This window comes from Kitasatospora sp. NPDC059462, from assembly GCF_042749955.1.
In the GTDB taxonomy this organism is placed as follows: Bacteria; Actinomycetota; Actinomycetes; order Streptomycetales; family Streptomycetaceae; genus Kitasatospora.
In genome coordinates, this window is record NZ_JBHYUU010000011.1 from 26,171 (window position 1) to 42,802 (window position 16,632).

Genomic DNA, 16,632 nt, shown 5'->3' on the forward strand with positions numbered 1-16,632 from the left:
GAGACCGAGCCAGACACCGAGCACCGGGGAGCGAGTATGCGTTGGGGAATCGCGGCCACCGTGGCGGCCGCCGCCGTCGGCACCGGGGCCGCCGTCCTGGTGATCGGCCGCCGGGCGTCCGAGCGGATGGTCCGCCCGGCCGGGGCCGCCCGCGTCCGGACCGGCCCGGTGCTCGTCCAGGCCCTCGGCGCGGGGCGGGTCACCTTCACCCGCACGCCGGTGAGCGAGCGCCCCGGCCGCTGGGCCGTCGAGTGGGGCGAGGACGGCCACGCGGTCGTCGAGGAGGTCCTGCACAGTGACGAGAAGGGGGTCACCCGCCGGCTGGTGCGCGCGGACCGGGGCACCCTCGCTCCCGGCACCGAGGTCCGCTTCACCCCCCGGGTCCACCTCGGCGACCCGGGCCGGGCGCTCGGGCTGCCGTTCGCCGAGACCGCCGTCGAGGGCGAACTCGGCGCGATGCCCGCGTGGCGGCTGGACGGCAAGCGCGGCACCTGGGTGGTCCTGGTGCACGGCCCGGACGCCGACCGCACCCAGGCCCTGCCCGTCCTCCCCGAGCTGCAGCGCCTCGGCCTGCCCGCCCTGGTCGTCACCTACCGCGGCGACGCCGGGGCCCCGGCCTCCCCGGACGGCCTCGGCCACTTCGGCGAGACCGAGTGGCGGGACGTCGAGGCGGCGGTGCGCACCGCCCTGGACGCCGGCGCGGGCCGGGTGGTGCTCCACGGCTGGTCGCTCGGCGCCACGATGGCCCTGCAGACCGCCGCCCGCTCGGACCTCGCCCCCTCGATCAGCAGCCTGGTCCTGGACTCGCCGGTGCTGGACTGGCCGGCCACCGCCCGCCGGGACGCCGCCCGCTCCGGCTTCCGGGGGGCGGCCGCCGAACTGGGCGCGCTCGCGGCGCAGGGCCGCACCGGCGTGGATCTGGCCGACTTCGCCCGCATCGCCGAGGGGACCGACCTGCGGGTGCCGACCCTGGTGCTGCACGGCCCGGACGACCCGGTGGCCCCGTTCGCGGCGGCCGAGCGCCTCGCCCGCCGCCGACCGGACGTGGTCAACCTCCAGGCCTTTCCCGGGGGTGATCACGCCGCGCTCTGGAACACCGCCCCCGACCGCTACGCCGAGACCCTGCGCCGCTGGCTCACTCCGTTCTGCTGAGCCGTTCCGATCCCCCCCTCGCGCGGAATTCCGCGGCGCACCCGTTCTTCGTGGCATGGACCCGCCACAAAGATCAGGCCAGTCGGTTTGGCCTCTGTTGCCCGATCTTGTCGAGCCCCCGCGCCCCCCGCCCGCCCCGCGCGGACAACCGGATGTGACAGATGGCCGGTACAAGGGGAAGACTGCTCGACGTGACGTCTCGGAATCCGCGCGACCGTGATGCCCCGCTCCCGCCGACGATCGGTACCGGTGCGACGGTGACCCGTCTCCCCGGAACGGCCCACCGCCCCGCCGGCGCCAGGCCGGGGGCCCCGGGCGTACCCCGCCGACGAGGCCCCGCCCCCGCACCCGGCCGTGGCCGGGTCCCCGTGCCGGAGGGCTTCCCCGCCCCCGCCGAACTCGCCCCGCTGGCCCGCCGCATGCTGGTCGACGCCGTCCGGATCGCCCGCTGGGCCGGCGAACTCGACGAGGTCGACAAGCGCGGCGAGCTGCTCCCCGACGACGCCCGCGCCGCCGGCCGCGCCCTCGCCATGACGGTGGGCGCCGCCGCCAAGGCGTGGGGCCAGGCCCTGCTGGTCGGCCTGGTCGAGGCCCGGGACGGCGGTGCCGGCCCCGGCTGGCGCCTGCACGCCTGGGAACACGACGACGAGGCGGTGGTCCGCGGCTGGTCGGCCCTGTTCGACGCCTGGACGCTGCTCGCTCCGGTGCCGCCCGCCGCCCTGCGCGGCGTCTTCGCGGTGCTCGCCGGGCAGGCCGTCGACCAGGCCCCGCAGCTGCTCTCCTTCCTCCACCTGGTGGACGGCCCGGTGGCCGACATCGAGCTGCTGGAGCTGCTCCGGCGCGGCCTGGACGAGCGCCGGGTCGGCGGCGGCGAGGGTGCCTTCGGCCTCTCGCCGGTCCCGCACGCGGCCTCTGCCGTCTCCGCCGTCCGCGGCACCTGCCGCGAGCCGCAGATCGACACCCCGGCCTCGCCCGCCGACGTCGCCGCCGTCCTGGACTGGATGCTGGACGGCCTGGCCGCCGTCGGCGCGCTGACCCGCCGGGACAACGCGGCCGAGCTCTCCCCGCTCGGGAACTGGGCGGTGCGGGCCAAGCTGGAGGAGATCTGCACCGTCGCGCAGACCGCCGCCGGCCACATCGAGCAGAGCGCGCTGGAGCTGCTGAGCGCCTGCGCCGACTACTCGCCCGGCCCGGCCCGCGCCGAGTACCGGGCCTGGCTGGCCGCCCGCCCGGCCGACCGGGCGGTGGCCGAGCTGCTGGAGACCGCGCAGGGCGAGGACGCACTGGTGCGCGGCCTGGCCTTCGAGGCGCTGCGGGTGGCCGGCGTGACCGCCGAGCAGGCCGTCCGGGCCGCCGTCGACGAGCCGGTGCTGCGCCCCTACGCGCTGCTCTGGCTGGCCGAGCGCTCGGACGAGGGAGTCTCCCCGGCCGACGTGCTGGGCGCGGAGGACGCCGCCTGGCTCTGGGTGGACACCGCCGCGGCGGTGCTCGACCACGGTGAGACGGAACTGCTCGTCGGCCACGTCGAGGGCGCCTCGGCCGGCGACCCGGTGCGGCTGTTCGCGCGGGCCCGGCAGTCCGGGCACCCGCGGGCGGCCTCGGTGCTGACCGCCGTCTCCGGCGTCCACCCCGACCCGGGCGTGGCCCGGGCGGCCCGCCGCTCGGCCTTCAGCGTCCACCGCGGCGGCGCGTAGCTGCGCGGCGCACCCGGTACGCGGCGCACCCGACACGCGGAAGGGCCCGGCTCCCCGAGGGGAGCCGGGCCCTTCCACCGTGTCCTGCGGCCGTCAGCCGATCCGCGACTCCGCGCGGCGCGCCCGGACGTCGCCGACCTTCTGCCCCACCTTGCGGCGGATGACCAGCAGCGGCGCCATCGCGGCGAGCGCGATCTGCGCGAACGCGCCGATGTGCAGCAGGTTGTCGCCGCCCGGCAGGCCGGTCGCCCAGGCCGCCAGGCAGCCGATCGAGACGACGATCCAGCAGAGCGTCGCGGTGGCCAGCAGCCCCTGCGGCTTCGGGTACTCGATCCGGCTGACCATCAGGTACGCCGCGCCGAAGATGGCGACCAGGCCGGGCAGGAACGGCGGGTCGAGCAGCACGATGGCGATCACCGTCATCGCGCCCATCGGGCAGGGCATGCCCTGGAACACCCCGGGCCGCATCTTCACGGCGGAGAAGCGGGCGAGCCGCAGCACCACCGCCAGCAGCACGGTCAGCGCGATCAGCGCGGAGAGCCGGCTGTTGGAGCCCGGCGAGACCATGCCCCAGACCGCCACGAAGTAGGCCGGGGCGATGCCGAAGCTGATCAGGTCGGCGAGGTTGTCGAGCTCGGCGCCGAGCGCGGAGGAGCGCAGCTTGCGCGCCACCAGCCCGTCGAACAGGTCGCACATCGAGCCGATCAGCAGCAGCGTGACCGCGGTGGCGGCGCTGTGCTTGTCCGGCGCGGCGTCCGGGTTGGTGATGTGCGGGACGAGCACCCCGGTGGTGATCGAGTAGATCGCCAGGAAGCCGCAGACGGCGTTCCCGAGGGTGAGGAAGTCCGCGGTGGACAGGTGCTGCGGCGAGCGCGGCGCGCGCAGCTCGCGGTCGCGGGCCCAGCGGCGGCGGCGCAGGGCCGTCTCCTCGTCGTCCAGGCCGACGATCGTCTCAGGATCAGTCACGGTCAAGGCGTGTCACCCCGGCGGTGGTCTTCTGGCCGACCTCGACGCCGACCTCGACGCCGGCCGGCAGGTAGGTGTCGACCCGGGACCCGAACCGGATCAGACCGATCCGCTCGCCCTGTTCGACCTTGGTACCGGCGTCCACGTACGGCACGATGCGGCGCGCCACGGCACCCGCGATCTGCACCATCTCGATGTCGCCGAGCTCGGTGTCGAAGTGCCAGACGACCCGCTCGTTCTGGTCGCTGTCCTTGTTGAACGCGGGCACGAAGCCACCGGGCACGTGCTCGACGGAGGTCACCGTGCCGGGCAGCGGGGCCCGGTTCACGTGGACGTTGAGCGGGCTCATGAAGATCGCCACGCGGGTCCGGCCGTCCGGCCACGCGTCGATGCTCTGGACCACGCCGTCGGCGGGGGAGATCACTCTGCCCGTGCCGATCTCACGCTCGGGGTCGCGGAAGAACCACAGCATGCCGGCGCCGAGCGCACAGGCGGGTACCGCCGCCAGGGCCCACGTGCCGCTGCGCCGGGTGAGGGCGGTGGTCACGGCGGCCGTGGCGAGGGTGGGGACGAACCAGGGGGTGGCTCCGCGCGCGATGGTCACGCGGGGCCGACGACCGGCCGTCGTGGCTGCGAGGGCATCGCGGTCCGTGACGGAGGTGTGAGGGGACGGGCTGATGGGCATCGAAGACCTTTGTCGCGGGGGATCATGGCCGCTGGACGGGGGCCACCGCGGGATCGGGTAAGAGAGGGACGTCTGCTGTCCCGGTGGATGCTATCGGGACCAGCCGGTGGGTGGGCAACCCGCCTGCTCGTCATGTGACCTGGCGGAGGCGCAGCAGCGCCCCTTCCCTACGACCGTAGCTGGCCCCGCTCCGGTTCCCAAGGGACCGGGCGAAGCTGGTGACTCATGTCTCAACCGTGCCCGGCGGGCCGGTGCGGGGCTGCCCGGGGGGCACGTGCGGGGGACGCGGCGAGGGCATGCCGAAGCGGCCACAGGGCGTGTGACAGCAGCTGTACGCCCTGTGGCCGCTCCGGTGGGCCGTGCCGGACCCGGGGCGGACCAGGCCGACCGGGCGGGGGCACGGCGGGTGCCGGGACGGGCCCGCACGCCCGTCGTCCGGCGGCTCTCCGGGCCCGCGGATCACTCCGCGATGCGGTACTCCTCCAGCAGCCGGCGCCCGACGATCATCTTCTGGATCTCCGCAGTACCTTCACCGATCAGCAGCATCGGGGCCTCCCGGTAGAGCCGCTCGATCTCGTACTCCTTGGAGAAGCCGTAGCCGCCGTGGATGCGGAAGGCGTCCTCGACGACCTCCTTGCAGTACTCGGAGGCCAGGTACTTGGCCATGCCCGCCTCCAGGTCGTTGCGCTCGCCGCCGTCCTTCTTGCGGGCGGCCATGACCATCATCTGGTGGGCGGCCTCGACCTTGGTGGCCATCTCGGCCAGCTTGAACTGGATCGCCTGGTGTTCGGCGATCCTCTTGCCGAAGGTGGTGCGCTGCTGGGCGTAGGCGATGCCCAGCTCGAAGGCCCGGCGGGCGACGCCGCAGCCGCGCGCGGCCACGTTGACCCGGCCGACCTCGACGCCGTCCATCATCTGGTAGAAGCCGCGGCCGGGGACCCCGCCGAGGATCCGGTCGGCCGGGACGCGCACGTCCTGGAGGACCAGCTCGGTGGTGTCGACGCCCTTGTAGCCCATCTTCTCGATCTTGCCGGGCACGGTGAGGCCGGGGACGGCCGGGTTCGGCCCGAAGCCCGGCGTCTTCTCGATCAGGAAGGTGGTCATGTTCTTGTAGGGGGTGGAGCCGCCCTCGTCGGTCTTGCACAGCACCGCGACCAGGGTGGAGGTGCCGCCGTTGGTCAGCCACATCTTCTGGCCGTTGAGGACGTAGAACTCCCCGTCCTCGCCGTCCCGGACGCCCTTGGTGGTGATCGCGGCGACGTCGGAGCCGAGGCCGGGCTCGGACATCGAGAAGGCGCCGCGGATCTCGCCGGCTGCCATCCTCGGGAGGAAGTACTCCTTCTGCTCCGGGGTGCCGTGGGCGTTGATCATGTGCGCCACGATGAAGTGGGTGTTGACGATGCCGGAGACGGACATCCAGCCGCGGGCGATCTCCTCCACCACCAGGGCGTAGGTGAGCAGCGACTCGCCGAGGCCGCCGTACTCCTCGGGGATGGTCAGGCCGAAGAGGCCGAGCTGCTTCATGCCCTCGACGATCGCGGCCGGGTACTCGTCCTTGTGCTCCAGCTCGGTCGCGACCGGGATGATCTCCTTGTCGACGAACTCGCGCACGGTGGCGAGGATGTCCCGCTGGATCTCGGTGAGGCCGTCGGTCTGTGCGAGGCGTCCCATCGTGCGGCTCCTGTCATGCCTGAGGGAAAAGAGGAGTGTGGGGGGGTGGGGAGTGGACGGGGGCTCCGCGGGCGTGGCTTCCGCGGAGCCCCCGTGAACCGGGTGGGGGCGCGGCCGATGACGGCGGCCGGCCCGTCCGGGGCTCGGGGGGGGATCCGGGCTCAGCCGAGGGGGGTGGGACGGCCGGGCTGCTCGCCGCCGCGCGCCTCGGTGTACGTCGCGGTCGGCACCATCACCTTGCGGCGGAAGAGGCAGACGACCGTGCCGTCCTGCTTGTAGCCCTTGGTCTCGACGTACACGATGCCGCGGTCGTCCTTGGACCTGGACGGCCACTTGTCGAGCACGGTGGTCTCGCCGTAGATCGTGTCGCCGTGGAAGGTCGGCGCGACGTGCCGCAGCGACTCGATCTCCAGGTTGGCGATCGCCTTGCCGGAGACGTCCGGGACGGACATGCCGAGCAGCAGCGAGTAGACGTAGTTGCCCACCACCACGTTGCGGCCGAAGTCGGTGGTCCGCTCCGCGTAGTTGCTGTCCAGGTGGAGCGGGTGGTGGTTCATGGTGAGGAGGCAGAAGAGGTGGTCGTCGTACTCGGTGACCGTCTTGCCGGGCCAGTGCTTGTACACCGCGCCGACCTCGAACTCCTCGTAGGTGCGTCCGAACTGCATGGGTCAGTGCTCCTTGGGGTCGGCGTTCTCAGGCCTGCGGGGGCTCGAACGCGGAGGTGCGCCGCAGGCCCGCGGCGCGGCCCTTGCCGGAGATGACCAGCGCCATCTTGCGGCTGGCCTCGTCGATCATCTCGTCGCCGAGCATCGCCGAGCCCTTGAAACCGCCGGCCTCGGAGGTGCACCAGTCGTAGGCGTCGAGGATCAGCTCGGCGTGGTCGTAGTCCTCCTGGGAGGGCGAGAAGATCTCGTTGGCGGCGGCGACCTGGTCCGGGTGGAGCACCCACTTGCCGTCGAAGCCCAGCGCGGCGGCGCGCCCGGCCACCTCGCGGTAGCCCTCCTGGTTGCGGATCTGGAGGTAGGGGCCGTCGATCGCCTGGAGGTCGTGGGCGCGGGCGGCCATCAGGATGCGCATCAGGATGTAGTGGTAGGCGTCGGCCGGGTAGCCGGGCGGCTGCTCGCCGACCACCAGCGACTTCATGTTGATCGAGGCCATGAAGTCGGCCGGGCCGAAGATGATGGTCTCCAGCCGGGGCGAGGCCTGGGCGATGGCGTCGACGTTGATCAGGCCCTTGGCGTTCTCGATCTGCGCCTCGATGCCGATCCGGCCGACCTCGAAGCCCATGGTCTTCTCGATCTGGGTGAGCAGCAGGTCGAGCGCCTTCACCTGCTCGGCGTCCTGGACCTTGGGCAGCATGATGCAGTCGAGGTTCGGGCCGGCGCCCTCCACGACGGTGATCACATCGCGGTAGGTCCAGTGGGTGGTCCAGTCGTTGACCCGGACGACGCGGGTCTTGCCGCCCCAGTCGCCGTTGTTCAGCGCGTCGACGATGCTGTGCCGGGCGCTCTCCTTGACCAGCGGGGCGCAGGCGTCCTCCAGGTCCAGGAAGACCTGGTCGGCGGGCAGGCCCTGGGCCTTCTCCAGGAAGCGCGGGTTGCTGCCGGGCACGGCCAGGCAGGAGCGGCGCGGGCGCAGGCGGTTCGTCGTCATCAGAGGGTGGTCCTTCCGGGGGTCAGCTGGTCGTGGCGGCCGGGGCGGGCGTCCAGGGCTGGAGCCTGTTGGCCAGCCGGATCTCGTCCACGATCCGGCCGATGATGGTCGTGATGCCGAAGTCCTTCGGGGTGAACACGGCGGCGACGCCGGCGGCCTTGAGGGCCTCGCCGTCCGCTGCCGGGATGATGCCACCCACGATCACCGGGACATCCTCCACCCCGGCCCGGCGCAGCCGGTGCAGCACGTCCGGGACCAGCTCGGAGTGGGCGCCGGAGAGGATCGACAGGCCCACGCAGTGGACGTCCTCGGCGACGGCGGCCGAGACGATCTGCTCGGGGGTGAGCCGGATGCCCTGGTAGACCACCTCGAACCCGGCGTCGCGGGCCCGGACGGCGATCTGCTCGGCGCCGTTGGAGTGCCCGTCGAGGCCGGGCTTGCCGACCAGCAGCCGCAGCTTGCCGGTGCCCAGCTCGGCGGCGGTCGCGGCGACGGCCTCGCGGACCGCGGCCAGCTCGCCGCCGGGCTCGGCGGCGACCGCGACCGGGGCGCCGCCGACGCCGGTGGGGGCGCGGTACTCGCCGAACACCTCGCGCAGGGCGAAGGCCCACTCGCCGGTGGTGACCCCGGCGCGGGCGCAGGCCAGGGTGGCCGGCACGAGGTTCTCGTCGGTCGCGGCGACCTTCTTGAGCCGCTCCAGGGCGGCCAGCGCGGCGGTCTCGTCGCGCCGGCCGCGCCAGGCCTCCAGGGCGGCCAGCACGGACTGCTCGGAGGCCGGGTCGACGACCATGATCGCGGTGTCGAGGTCGGCCGTCAGCGGGCTCTCCTCGGTGGTGTCGAAGCAGTTCACCCCGATGATGCGGTCCTCGCCGGACTCGATCCGGGCCCGCCGGGCGGCGTGCGAGGCGACCAGGGCGGCCTTCAGGTAGCCGGACTCCACGGCCGGGATGACTCCGCCCATCCCCAGCACCTTGGCGATCTCCGCGTCGGCGCCGGCCAGCAGCTCGGCGGTCTTGGCCTCGACCACCTCGGAGCCGTTGAAGATGTCGTCGTACTCCAGCAGGTCGGACTCGAAGGCCAGCACCTGCTGGATCCGCAGCGACCACTGCTGGTCCCACGGGCGCGGCAGGCCGAGCGCCTCGTTCCACGCGGGCAGCTGCACGGCGCGGGCGCGGGCGTCCTTGGAGAGGGTGACGGCGAGCATCTCCAGCACGATCCGCTGGACGTTGTTCTCCGGCTGCGCCTCGGTCAGGCCGAGCGAGTTGACCTGCACGCCGTAGCGGAACCGCCGCTGCCTGGGGTCCTCGATCCCGTACCGCTCACGGGTGATCCTCTCCCAGAGCCGGCCGAAGGCCCGCATCTTGCACATCTCCTCGACGAAGCGCACCCCGGCGTTGACGAAGAAGGAGATCCGGGCGACGACCTCGCCCATCCGCTCGGCCGGCACCTGGCCGGAGTCGCGGACGGCGTCCAGCACCTCGATCGCCGTGCACATCGCGAAGGCGATCTCCTGGACCGGGGTGGCCCCGGCCTCCTGGAGGTGGTAGCTGCAGATGTTGATCGGGTTCCACTTCGGGATGTTCCCGACCGTGTAGGCGATCATGTCGGTGATCAGGCGCACCGAGGGGCCGGGCGGGAAGACGTGCGTCCCGCGCGAGAGGTACTCCTTGACGATGTCGTTCTGGGTGGTGCCGGTGAGCTTGGCGATGTCGGCGCCCTGCTCCTCGGCGACCACCTGGTAGAGCGCCAGCAGCCACATCGCGGTGGCGTTGATGGTCATCGAGGTGTTGGTCCGTTCGAGCGGGATGCCGTCGAACAGGGTCCGCATGTCGCCGACGTGGCCGACCGGCACGCCGACCCGGCCGACCTCGCCGCGGGCGAGGACGTGGTCGGAGTCGTAGCCGGTCTGGGTCGGCAGGTCGAATGCCACCGAGAGACCGGTCTGGCCCTTGGCCAGGTTCCGCCGGTACAGCGCGTTGGAGTCCTCGGCGGTGGAGTGCCCGGCGTAGGTGCGCATCAGCCAGGGACGGTCACGCTTCTGATCACTCATCAGGGTGTCCTCAGATGTCTCGGCCGGGCCGAACGGTCCGCTCGTCGAACTCGCGGAACAGGTTGATGGCCGGCAGGTGCCGGGCGCGCAGCTCGGCGTCGCGCACGCCCAGGCCCTCCTCGGGGGCCAGGCAGAGCACGCCGACCTTGCCCTGGTGCTTGTTGTGGTGCACGTCGAGGGCCGCCTGCCCGGTCTGCTCCAGCGGGTACACCTTGGAGACGGTCGGGTGGATCTTCCCCTTGGCGATCAGCCGGTTGGCCTCCCAGGCCTCGCGGTAGTTGGCGAAGTGCGAGCCGACGATCCGCTTCAGCGACATCCACAGGTAGCGGTTGTCGTACTGGTGCATGAAGCCGGAGGTGGAGGCGCAGGTGACGATGGTGCCGCCCTTGCGGGTGACGTAGACGCTCGCGCCGAAGGTCTCCCGGCCCGGGTGCTCGAAGACGATGTCGACGTCCTCGCCGCCGGTCAGCTCGCGGATCCGGCCGCCGAGCCGCTTCCACTCGCGCGGGTCCTGGGTCTGCTCGTCCTTCCAGAACCGGTAGCCCTCGGCGGAGCGGTCGATGATCGCCTCGGCGCCCATCGCCCGGCAGATGTCGGCCTTCTGCGGGCTGGAGACGACGCAGATCGGGGTGGCGCCGCCGGCCAGCGCGTACTGGGTGGCGTAGGAGCCGAGGCCGCCGCTGGCGCCCCAGATCAGCACGTTGTCGCCCTGCTTCATGCCGGCGCCGTTGCGCGAGACCAGCTGGCGGTAGGCGGTGGAGTTGACCAGGCCGGGGGAGGCGGCCTCCTCCCAGGTCAGGTGGGCGGGCTTGGGCATCAGCTGGTTGGTCTTCACCAGGGCCAGCTGGGCGAGTCCGCCGAAGTTGGTCTCGAAGCCCCAGATCCGCTGCTCCGGGTCCATCATCGTGTCGTCGTGGCCGTCGGAGGACTCCAGCTCGACGGAGAGGCAGTGCGCGACCACCTCGTCGCCCGGCTTCCAGGCGTTGACCCCGGCGCCGGTGCGCAGCACCACGCCGGCGAGGTCGGAGCCGACGACGTGGTACGGCAGGTCGTGGCGCCTGGTGAGCGGGGAGAGCCGGCCGTAGCGCTCCAGGAAGCCGAAGGTGGAGACCGGCTCGAAGATCGAGCTCCACACGGTGTTGTAGTTCACGGCGCTCGCCATCACGGCGACCAGGGCCTCGCCCGGGCCCAGTTCGGGCAGCGGGACCTCGTCGAGGTGGAGGGACTCGCGGGGGTCCTTGTCGCGGCTGGCGAGGCCCGCGAACATCTGCTCCTCGTCCTTGTGGAGCGTCACCGCCCGGTAGGACTCCGGCAGCTTGACGTTGGCGAAGTCCGCCGCGGTGCTGTCGGGGCTGAGGATCGCGTCGAGGATTTCCTTCATGGCTGCCTCCGAAGGCGTACCTGTGTGAGGGCACAGGGCGTCTGGGGGAGCCGGGAGCGGACACCGGCTTCGCTGAACGTGGTGGTGGGTGGGTGGCTGGTGGGCCTGGCGCTGCAGTGGTTCGCTCCCGGGGTTGGGGGAGCGCCGGTACGACGGCGCGCCGAGGTGGGAGCCGCGGCGCCGCGACTGGTGGGTAACAAGGTAGTGGCACCCTGTGCCACTCGTAAAGACACGGCGTGCCAGCAATTCCGGCCGGTCGCGACCCCCTCGGCGGGGCTGCCGGCGGGCATGGCGAGGGCCCGTGCCGATCCTCCGGCACGGGCCCAGAAAACTGCCTTGACCTGCTAAAAGGCTTGCCCTCAGGCCTGCTTGGCGCCCTCCAGGGCGGCCCGCACGGCATCCACCACGACGTCCAGCGGGGCGTCCGTCCGGGCGACTGTGATGAGCACCTCACCTCCGGGGCTGGCACTCAGTGCGCTCGCCGTCGCGGGCTCCGCCTCCGTCCCACTGGCACCCGGTGCCACCAGGGCACCGCGCCGCCGCGGGCCCGGCGCGCCGGACGCCCAGAAGGTCCGCCGGATCACCTCGAAGGAGTGGTCCAGCTGCTCCTCGACGTCACCCCGCCCGCCGGCCCGCAGCCAGCGCCGCAGCACGTGGTTGTGGGCCGCGACCACGGCCGCCGCCGACACCTCGGCCAGCATCGAGTCGTCCTCGCCGGCACGCTGCCAGCCCGAGGGGATCTCCCCGGCGGTGTCGAAGCGGCCCAGCAGGTAGCGGGTGAACAGCCGCTCGTAGCGGGCCACCACGGCGATCTCCCGCTCGCGCAGCGCCGGCACCTGACGGATCAGCTGGTAGCGGGCCACCGAGACCCCGGGCGTGGAGGCGTACATCCGGAGCACCTCCTTGATGCCCCGGCAGACCACGTCCAGCGGGTGCTCCTCCGGCTCGGCGCTGGCCAGCAGGTCGGCCACCCGGACCAGGGTGTCGTCGTGGTCCGGGAAGATCGCCTCCTCCTTGGACCGGAAGTACCGGAAGAAGGTCCGCCGGGCCACCCCGGCGGCCGCCGCGATCTGGTCGACCGTGGTCTCCTCGTAGCCCTGCGAGGCGAACAGCTCCATGGCGGCGGTGGCCAGGTCCTGGCGCATCTGCTGGCGCTGCGCCGCGGCCCGCCGGCCGCCAGGCCCCCCGTCCTGGCCGGTCACGGCCGGCCGGCCGTCGCGCGCCGGGGCGGATTGCTGCGGGGAGACTGACTGAACCCGATCCATGCCCGGAACGCTACACGCCCCCGGCGGCGCGCCCGGCGGCCTTCCCCGGCGCACCGGGGCGACCGGGCCGCTCACCGCGGGCCGGGGCCAGTGCGCCGAGACCGCGCCCGGTCCCCAGCCGGCCCGCTCCGGGTGCAACGGCGGCCGGCCGGGCTGTCCCCCGTGGGGCGGCGGGGCGGTCATCGGCGGGCGTGGTCGCGGAAGCCGCGGCCGCTCTTGCGGCCCAGGCAGCCGGCCGCCACCAGGTGCTCCAGCAGCGGCGCCGCCGCCAGGCCCGGCTCCCGGAACTCCTGGTGCAGCACCTGCTCGATGGTCAGCGAGACGTCCAGGCCCACCACGTCCAGCAGCTCGAAGGGGCCCATCGGGTACCCGCAGCCGAGCTTCATCGCGGTGTCGATGTCGTCCACCGTCGCGTAGTGCTCCTGGAGCATCCGCACCGCGTCGTTCAGGTAGGGGAAGAGCAGCGCGTTGACGATGAACCCGGCACGGTCCCCGCACTCCACCGGGTGCTTGCGGACCTTCGCGCACAGCTCCAGCACGGTCGCGGTGACGTCCGGCGCGGTGAGCACCGTGGAGACCACCTCGACCAGCCGCATCGCCGGCGCCGGGTTGAAGAAGTGCATGCCGACGACGTCCTGCGGCCGCGAGGTCGCCGAGGCGCAGCTGATCACCGGCAGCGAGGAGGTGGTGGTGGCCAGCACCGCGCCCGGCTTGACCACCGCGTCCAGGGCGGCGAAGAGCTCGCGCTTGACCGCGAGGTCCTCGGCGACCGCCTCGACCACCAGGTCCACGTCGGCCAGCGCGTCGTACCGGCCGACCGGCGTGACCAGCGCCAGCGCGGCGTCCCGCTGCTCCCCGGTCAGCCGGCCCCTGGTCACCGAGCGCTCCAGCGACTTCGCCAGCTGCGCCTTGGCCCGTTCCGCCTTCTCCTGGCTGCGGGCGGCCAGCAGCACCGGGAACCCGGCCTTGGCGAAGACCTCGGCGATGCCGGTGGCCATGGTGCCCGAGCCGCAGACGCCGATGCCGCGCACCTCGCGGCCGGGGACCTCCGGCTCCGCCGGGCCGGTGGCGGCGTCGACGGCCTTCGAGGAGCCGGGCGCCTCGTAGGTGTAGAAGCCGCGGCCGCTCTTGCGGCCCAGCAGCCCGGCCGCGACCAGCTGGCCGAGGATCGGTGCCGGCGCGTGCAGCCGGTCCCTCGACTGCTCGTACATCGCCTCCAGGACGGTGCGGGCGGTGTCCACGCCGATCAGGTCGAGCAGCGCGAGGGGGCCCATCGGCAGGCCGCAGCCCAGCCGCATCGCGGCGTCGATGTCCTCCCGGGTGGCGTACCTGGACTCGTACATCGCGGCGGCCTGGTTGAGGTACGCGAAGAGCAGGCCGTTGACCACGAAGCCGGCCCGGTCGCCGGCCGCCACCGGCTCCTTGCCGAGGTCCCGGGCGAAGGCCGCGGCGTCCTCGGCCACCTGCGGGTCGGTGAGCACGGTGCGCACCACCTCGACCAGCTTCATGGTGTGCACGGGGTTGAAGAAGTGCAGGCCGAGGACCCGGTCCGGGCGGGCGGTGGCGGCGGCGATCCGGGTCACCGACAGCGCGGTGGTGCCGGTGGCCAGCACGGTGGTGGCCGGGCAGATCCGGTCCAGCTCGGCGAGGACCTCCCGCTTCAGCTCCAGCCGCTCGGGGACCTCCTCGATCACCAGGTCCGCCCCGGCGGCGGCGGCCAGCGCGTGGCCGACGGAGATCCGGGCCAGCAGGTCGGCCCGCTCCCCGGCGGTGAGCCGTTCGCGGGCCACCGCGTGCGCGGTCGCCTCCTCGATCCGGGCCAGGGCCCGGGCGGCCGAGGCCTCGTCGGCCTCGATGCCGATCACCCGGCGGCCGCTCCTGGCGACGGCGACCGCGACGCCGGCGCCCATCGTGCCGAGCCCGACCACGGCGACCGTGGGGAAGGGACGCTTCATCTGTCCTGACTCCTTGTCATGGAGGGCCCGCGCGCGCTCCGGAGGGCGCGCCCCCGGAGGAGGGTCCGCACGCGGGGCGGGGGGATGACGATTGCGGCCACCGCGCCGCCGCCGGTCCGCTCCGGCGGTGCTGCGGGTGTGCCGTGGTACTCAGGCGCTCGACACGGGAGACGGCTCTGAACACAGAGGAGAGAAGTCCCGGCTGCGGCCGCGGTCCGCGGCACCCGCCGGTGAACGAACGCACCGCCACGCGCCGCCCGCTCCGCGCGAGTCCCGCACGGCGGACGGCGCCCCCGTCGGTGCGGCTCCCGAAGCCCGACGGTGGTGCGTGCCGACACTGTAGCGAAGCTACTCGCCGGTAGGAAGGGGGGCGGCGGGCCGGATTTCCACGGCTCGCGGCGGGCGATCACCCGTGCGGGTGAGGGCGGTGGACGGACGTCCGTTCGGACCACCCGATAGGGGAGTTACGCGCCCCCGCGGCGCTGGGCAGCATGGGGGCATGACCACTGGAGCCGTTGCCACGGACCGTCCCGAGCCCACCCCCGGGTCCGTCCCCGGGGCGGGCGGGCACGCCGAGGACGGCGCCGTGCCGCCGCCCCGGGCCGACCGGGCCGAGCGCGGCGAGCGGGCCCAGGCGGCGGTCGACCGGCTGCGCACCGCCGGGGTCGAGGCGGTCGCCGTGACCTGGGTGGACAACGCCGGCATCGCCCGGGTCAAGGCGGTGCCGCTCGGCGGCCTGGTGCACGCCGCCCAGTGGGGCATCGGCACGGCCCCCTGCTTCGACGTCTTCCTCGCCGACGACACCGTCGTCACCAGCCCGCTCATCGGCGGCCCCACCGGGGACCTGCGGCTCTACCCCGACGTCGAGCGGATCGTGCCGCTCGCCGCCCAGCCCGGCTGGGCCTGGGCGCCGGGGGACCGCTACACCCAGGGCGGCGCCCCGCACCCGGGCTGCCAGCGACTCTTCGCCCGCCGCGCGGTCGCGGCCGCCGCCGAGCGCGGGCTGACCCTGAAGGCCGGCATCGAGATCGAGTGGGTGGCCGCGCTGGCCGGCCCGCCCGGGGAGGAGCCCCGCTACCCGACGGCCGGCCCGGCCTACGGCATGCAGCGGGTCACCGAGCTCTCCGACTACCTGCGCGACGTGCTGCACGCCCTCGGCGAGCAGGGCCTGACCGTGCTCCAGATCCACCCCGAGTACGCGGCCGGGCAGTTCGAGGTCTCGGTCGCCCCCGAGGGTCCGGTCGAGGCCGCCGACACCTCCGTGCTGGTCCGGCACACCGTGCGCGCCGTCTCCGCCCGGCACGGCCTGCGGGTCTCCTTCGCCCCGGCGGTCGAGGCCGGCGGGGTCGGCAACGGCGGCCACCTCCACCTCAGCCTCTGGCGGGACGGCCACAACCTCGCCCACGGCGGCCCCGGCCCGCACGGCCTCACCGCCGAGGCCGAGGGCTTCCTCGCCGGGGTGCTCGGCGCGCTGCCCGAACTGCTGGTGCTCGGCTGCTCCAGCCCGGCCGGCTACCTGCGGCTGGTCCCCTCGCACTGGGCCGGCGCCTACCAGTGCTGGGGCCTGGAGAACCGGGAGGCCGCGCTGCGCCTGGTCACCGGCTCCACCGGCGAGCGCGCCTCCGCCGCCAACGCCGAGATCAAGTGCTTCGACGCCACCGCCAACCCCTACCTGGCGGTCGGCGGGGTGCTCGCCGCCGGCCTCGCCGGGCTGGACCAACGCCTCGCGCTGCCGCCGGAGTTCACCGGCGACCCGGCGCAGGCCGCCCCCGGCACCGTCCCCCGGCTGCCCACCGGCCCGGGCGAGGCGCTCGCCGCCTACCGCGCCTCCGCCCTGCTGCGCGAGGCACTCGGCGAGCCGCTCCACGGCGCCGTGCTCGCCGTCCGCGAGGCCGAGAGCGAGCAGTACGCCACCGCCACCCCCGAGGAACTGGCCGCCGCCACCCGCTGGCGGTACTAGGAGACCTCCCGGCGCCCCCGTGCCGGCCGGTCGCCACGGCCACGGCGTGCCGGGGGCCGGGCTCGCCGGCGCTGCCCCGGCGGGGCCGCCCGCCGGGTCCGTCCGGCTGCCCGCGGCCGATGCCGGGCGACTGTACGCGCTCTGACCGTCCGCCGCCCCCGCTTGGCGGCGATCCGCCACTGGCCGTTTCCGGCCGCCCC

General features: G+C 73.9%; 12 protein-coding genes. 3 read left to right on the top strand and 9 right to left on the bottom strand.

Features of this window, described 5'->3' with window-relative positions; all coding sequences use genetic code 11:
- Nucleotides 1–36 precede the first annotated feature (36 nt).
- Nucleotides 37–1,152 (top strand): alpha/beta hydrolase family protein, encoded by a 1,116-nt coding sequence (locus ACFXAM_RS05300; protein ID WP_380287661.1) that lies wholly within the window; start codon nt 37–39, stop codon nt 1,150–1,152.
- 161 nt (nt 1,153–1,313) lie between these two features.
- Complete coding sequence (locus ACFXAM_RS05305; RefSeq protein WP_380287662.1) at nt 1,314–2,846, top strand: hypothetical protein; 1,533 nt, start codon at nt 1,314–1,316, stop codon at nt 2,844–2,846.
- Between the two features lie 93 nt (nt 2,847–2,939).
- Here ACFXAM_RS05305 and ACFXAM_RS05310 read toward each other — a convergent pair whose 3' ends face one another.
- From ACFXAM_RS05310 to ACFXAM_RS05350, 9 genes are all read right to left on the bottom strand, one after another.
- Entirely contained in the window at nt 2,940–3,818 is an 879-nt protein-coding gene (locus tag ACFXAM_RS05310) for a CDP-alcohol phosphatidyltransferase family protein (protein WP_380287663.1), read from the bottom strand.
- Complete coding sequence (locus tag ACFXAM_RS05315) at nt 3,805–4,497, bottom strand: phosphatidylserine decarboxylase (protein ID WP_380287664.1); 693 nt, start codon at nt 4,495–4,497, stop codon at nt 3,805–3,807. The genes ACFXAM_RS05310 and ACFXAM_RS05315 overlap by 14 nt, the downstream gene beginning before the upstream one ends.
- Before the next feature lie 459 nt (nt 4,498–4,956).
- Nucleotides 4,957–6,168: an acyl-CoA dehydrogenase family protein gene (locus tag ACFXAM_RS05320; RefSeq protein WP_380287665.1), complete on the bottom strand. Its 1,212-nt coding sequence runs from the start codon at nt 6,166–6,168 to the stop codon at nt 4,957–4,959.
- Nucleotides 6,169–6,329: 161 nt separating this feature from the next.
- Complete coding sequence (locus tag ACFXAM_RS05325; RefSeq protein WP_380287666.1) at nt 6,330–6,833, bottom strand: MaoC family dehydratase; 504 nt, start codon at nt 6,831–6,833, stop codon at nt 6,330–6,332.
- 28 nt (nt 6,834–6,861) lie between these two features.
- Nucleotides 6,862–7,821, bottom strand: a complete 960-nt coding sequence (locus ACFXAM_RS05330) for an HpcH/HpaI aldolase/citrate lyase family protein (protein WP_380287667.1) — start codon at nt 7,819–7,821, stop codon at nt 6,862–6,864.
- Between the two features lie 22 nt (nt 7,822–7,843).
- Entirely contained in the window at nt 7,844–9,871 is a 2,028-nt protein-coding gene (locus tag ACFXAM_RS05335) for a protein meaA (protein ID WP_380287668.1), read from the bottom strand.
- Between the two features lie 10 nt (nt 9,872–9,881).
- Nucleotides 9,882–11,252, bottom strand: a complete 1,371-nt coding sequence (ccrA, locus tag ACFXAM_RS05340) for a crotonyl-CoA carboxylase/reductase (RefSeq protein WP_380287669.1) — start codon at nt 11,250–11,252, stop codon at nt 9,882–9,884.
- 359 nt (nt 11,253–11,611) lie between these two features.
- Nucleotides 11,612–12,517, bottom strand: a complete 906-nt coding sequence (locus ACFXAM_RS05345) for a TetR family transcriptional regulator (RefSeq protein WP_380287670.1) — start codon at nt 12,515–12,517, stop codon at nt 11,612–11,614.
- Between the two features lie 179 nt (nt 12,518–12,696).
- Nucleotides 12,697–14,472, bottom strand: coding sequence for a 3-hydroxyacyl-CoA dehydrogenase family protein (locus ACFXAM_RS05350; protein ID WP_380287671.1), 1,776 nt, complete (start codon nt 14,470–14,472; stop codon nt 12,697–12,699).
- Between the two features lie 499 nt (nt 14,473–14,971).
- On the opposite strand from ACFXAM_RS05350, the gene ACFXAM_RS05355 reads away from it, so the two are divergent.
- Complete coding sequence (locus ACFXAM_RS05355; protein WP_380287672.1) at nt 14,972–16,432, top strand: glutamine synthetase; 1,461 nt, start codon at nt 14,972–14,974, stop codon at nt 16,430–16,432.
- Nucleotides 16,433–16,632 lie beyond the last annotated feature (200 nt).

Coding starts and splice junctions, on each gene's coding strand:
- ACFXAM_RS05300 (WP_380287661.1), top strand. CDS start 37: ATGCGTTGGGGAATCGCGGCCACCGTGGCGGCCGCCGCCGTCGGCACC.
- ACFXAM_RS05350 (WP_380287671.1), bottom strand. CDS start 14,472: ATGAAGCGTCCCTTCCCCACGGTCGCCGTGGTCGGGCTCGGCACGATG.
- ccrA (WP_380287669.1), bottom strand. CDS start 11,252: ATGAAGGAAATCCTCGACGCGATCCTCAGCCCCGACAGCACCGCGGCG.
- ACFXAM_RS05335 (WP_380287668.1), bottom strand. CDS start 9,871: ATGAGTGATCAGAAGCGTGACCGTCCCTGGCTGATGCGCACCTACGCC.
- ACFXAM_RS05320 (WP_380287665.1), bottom strand. CDS start 6,168: ATGGGACGCCTCGCACAGACCGACGGCCTCACCGAGATCCAGCGGGAC.
- ACFXAM_RS05315 (WP_380287664.1), bottom strand. CDS start 4,497: ATGCCCATCAGCCCGTCCCCTCACACCTCCGTCACGGACCGCGATGCC.
- ACFXAM_RS05330 (WP_380287667.1), bottom strand. CDS start 7,821: ATGACGACGAACCGCCTGCGCCCGCGCCGCTCCTGCCTGGCCGTGCCC.
- ACFXAM_RS05325 (WP_380287666.1), bottom strand. CDS start 6,833: ATGCAGTTCGGACGCACCTACGAGGAGTTCGAGGTCGGCGCGGTGTAC.
- ACFXAM_RS05305 (WP_380287662.1), top strand. CDS start 1,314: ATGGCCGGTACAAGGGGAAGACTGCTCGACGTGACGTCTCGGAATCCG.
- ACFXAM_RS05355 (WP_380287672.1), top strand. CDS start 14,972: ATGACCACTGGAGCCGTTGCCACGGACCGTCCCGAGCCCACCCCCGGG.
- ACFXAM_RS05345 (WP_380287670.1), bottom strand. CDS start 12,517: ATGGATCGGGTTCAGTCAGTCTCCCCGCAGCAATCCGCCCCGGCGCGC.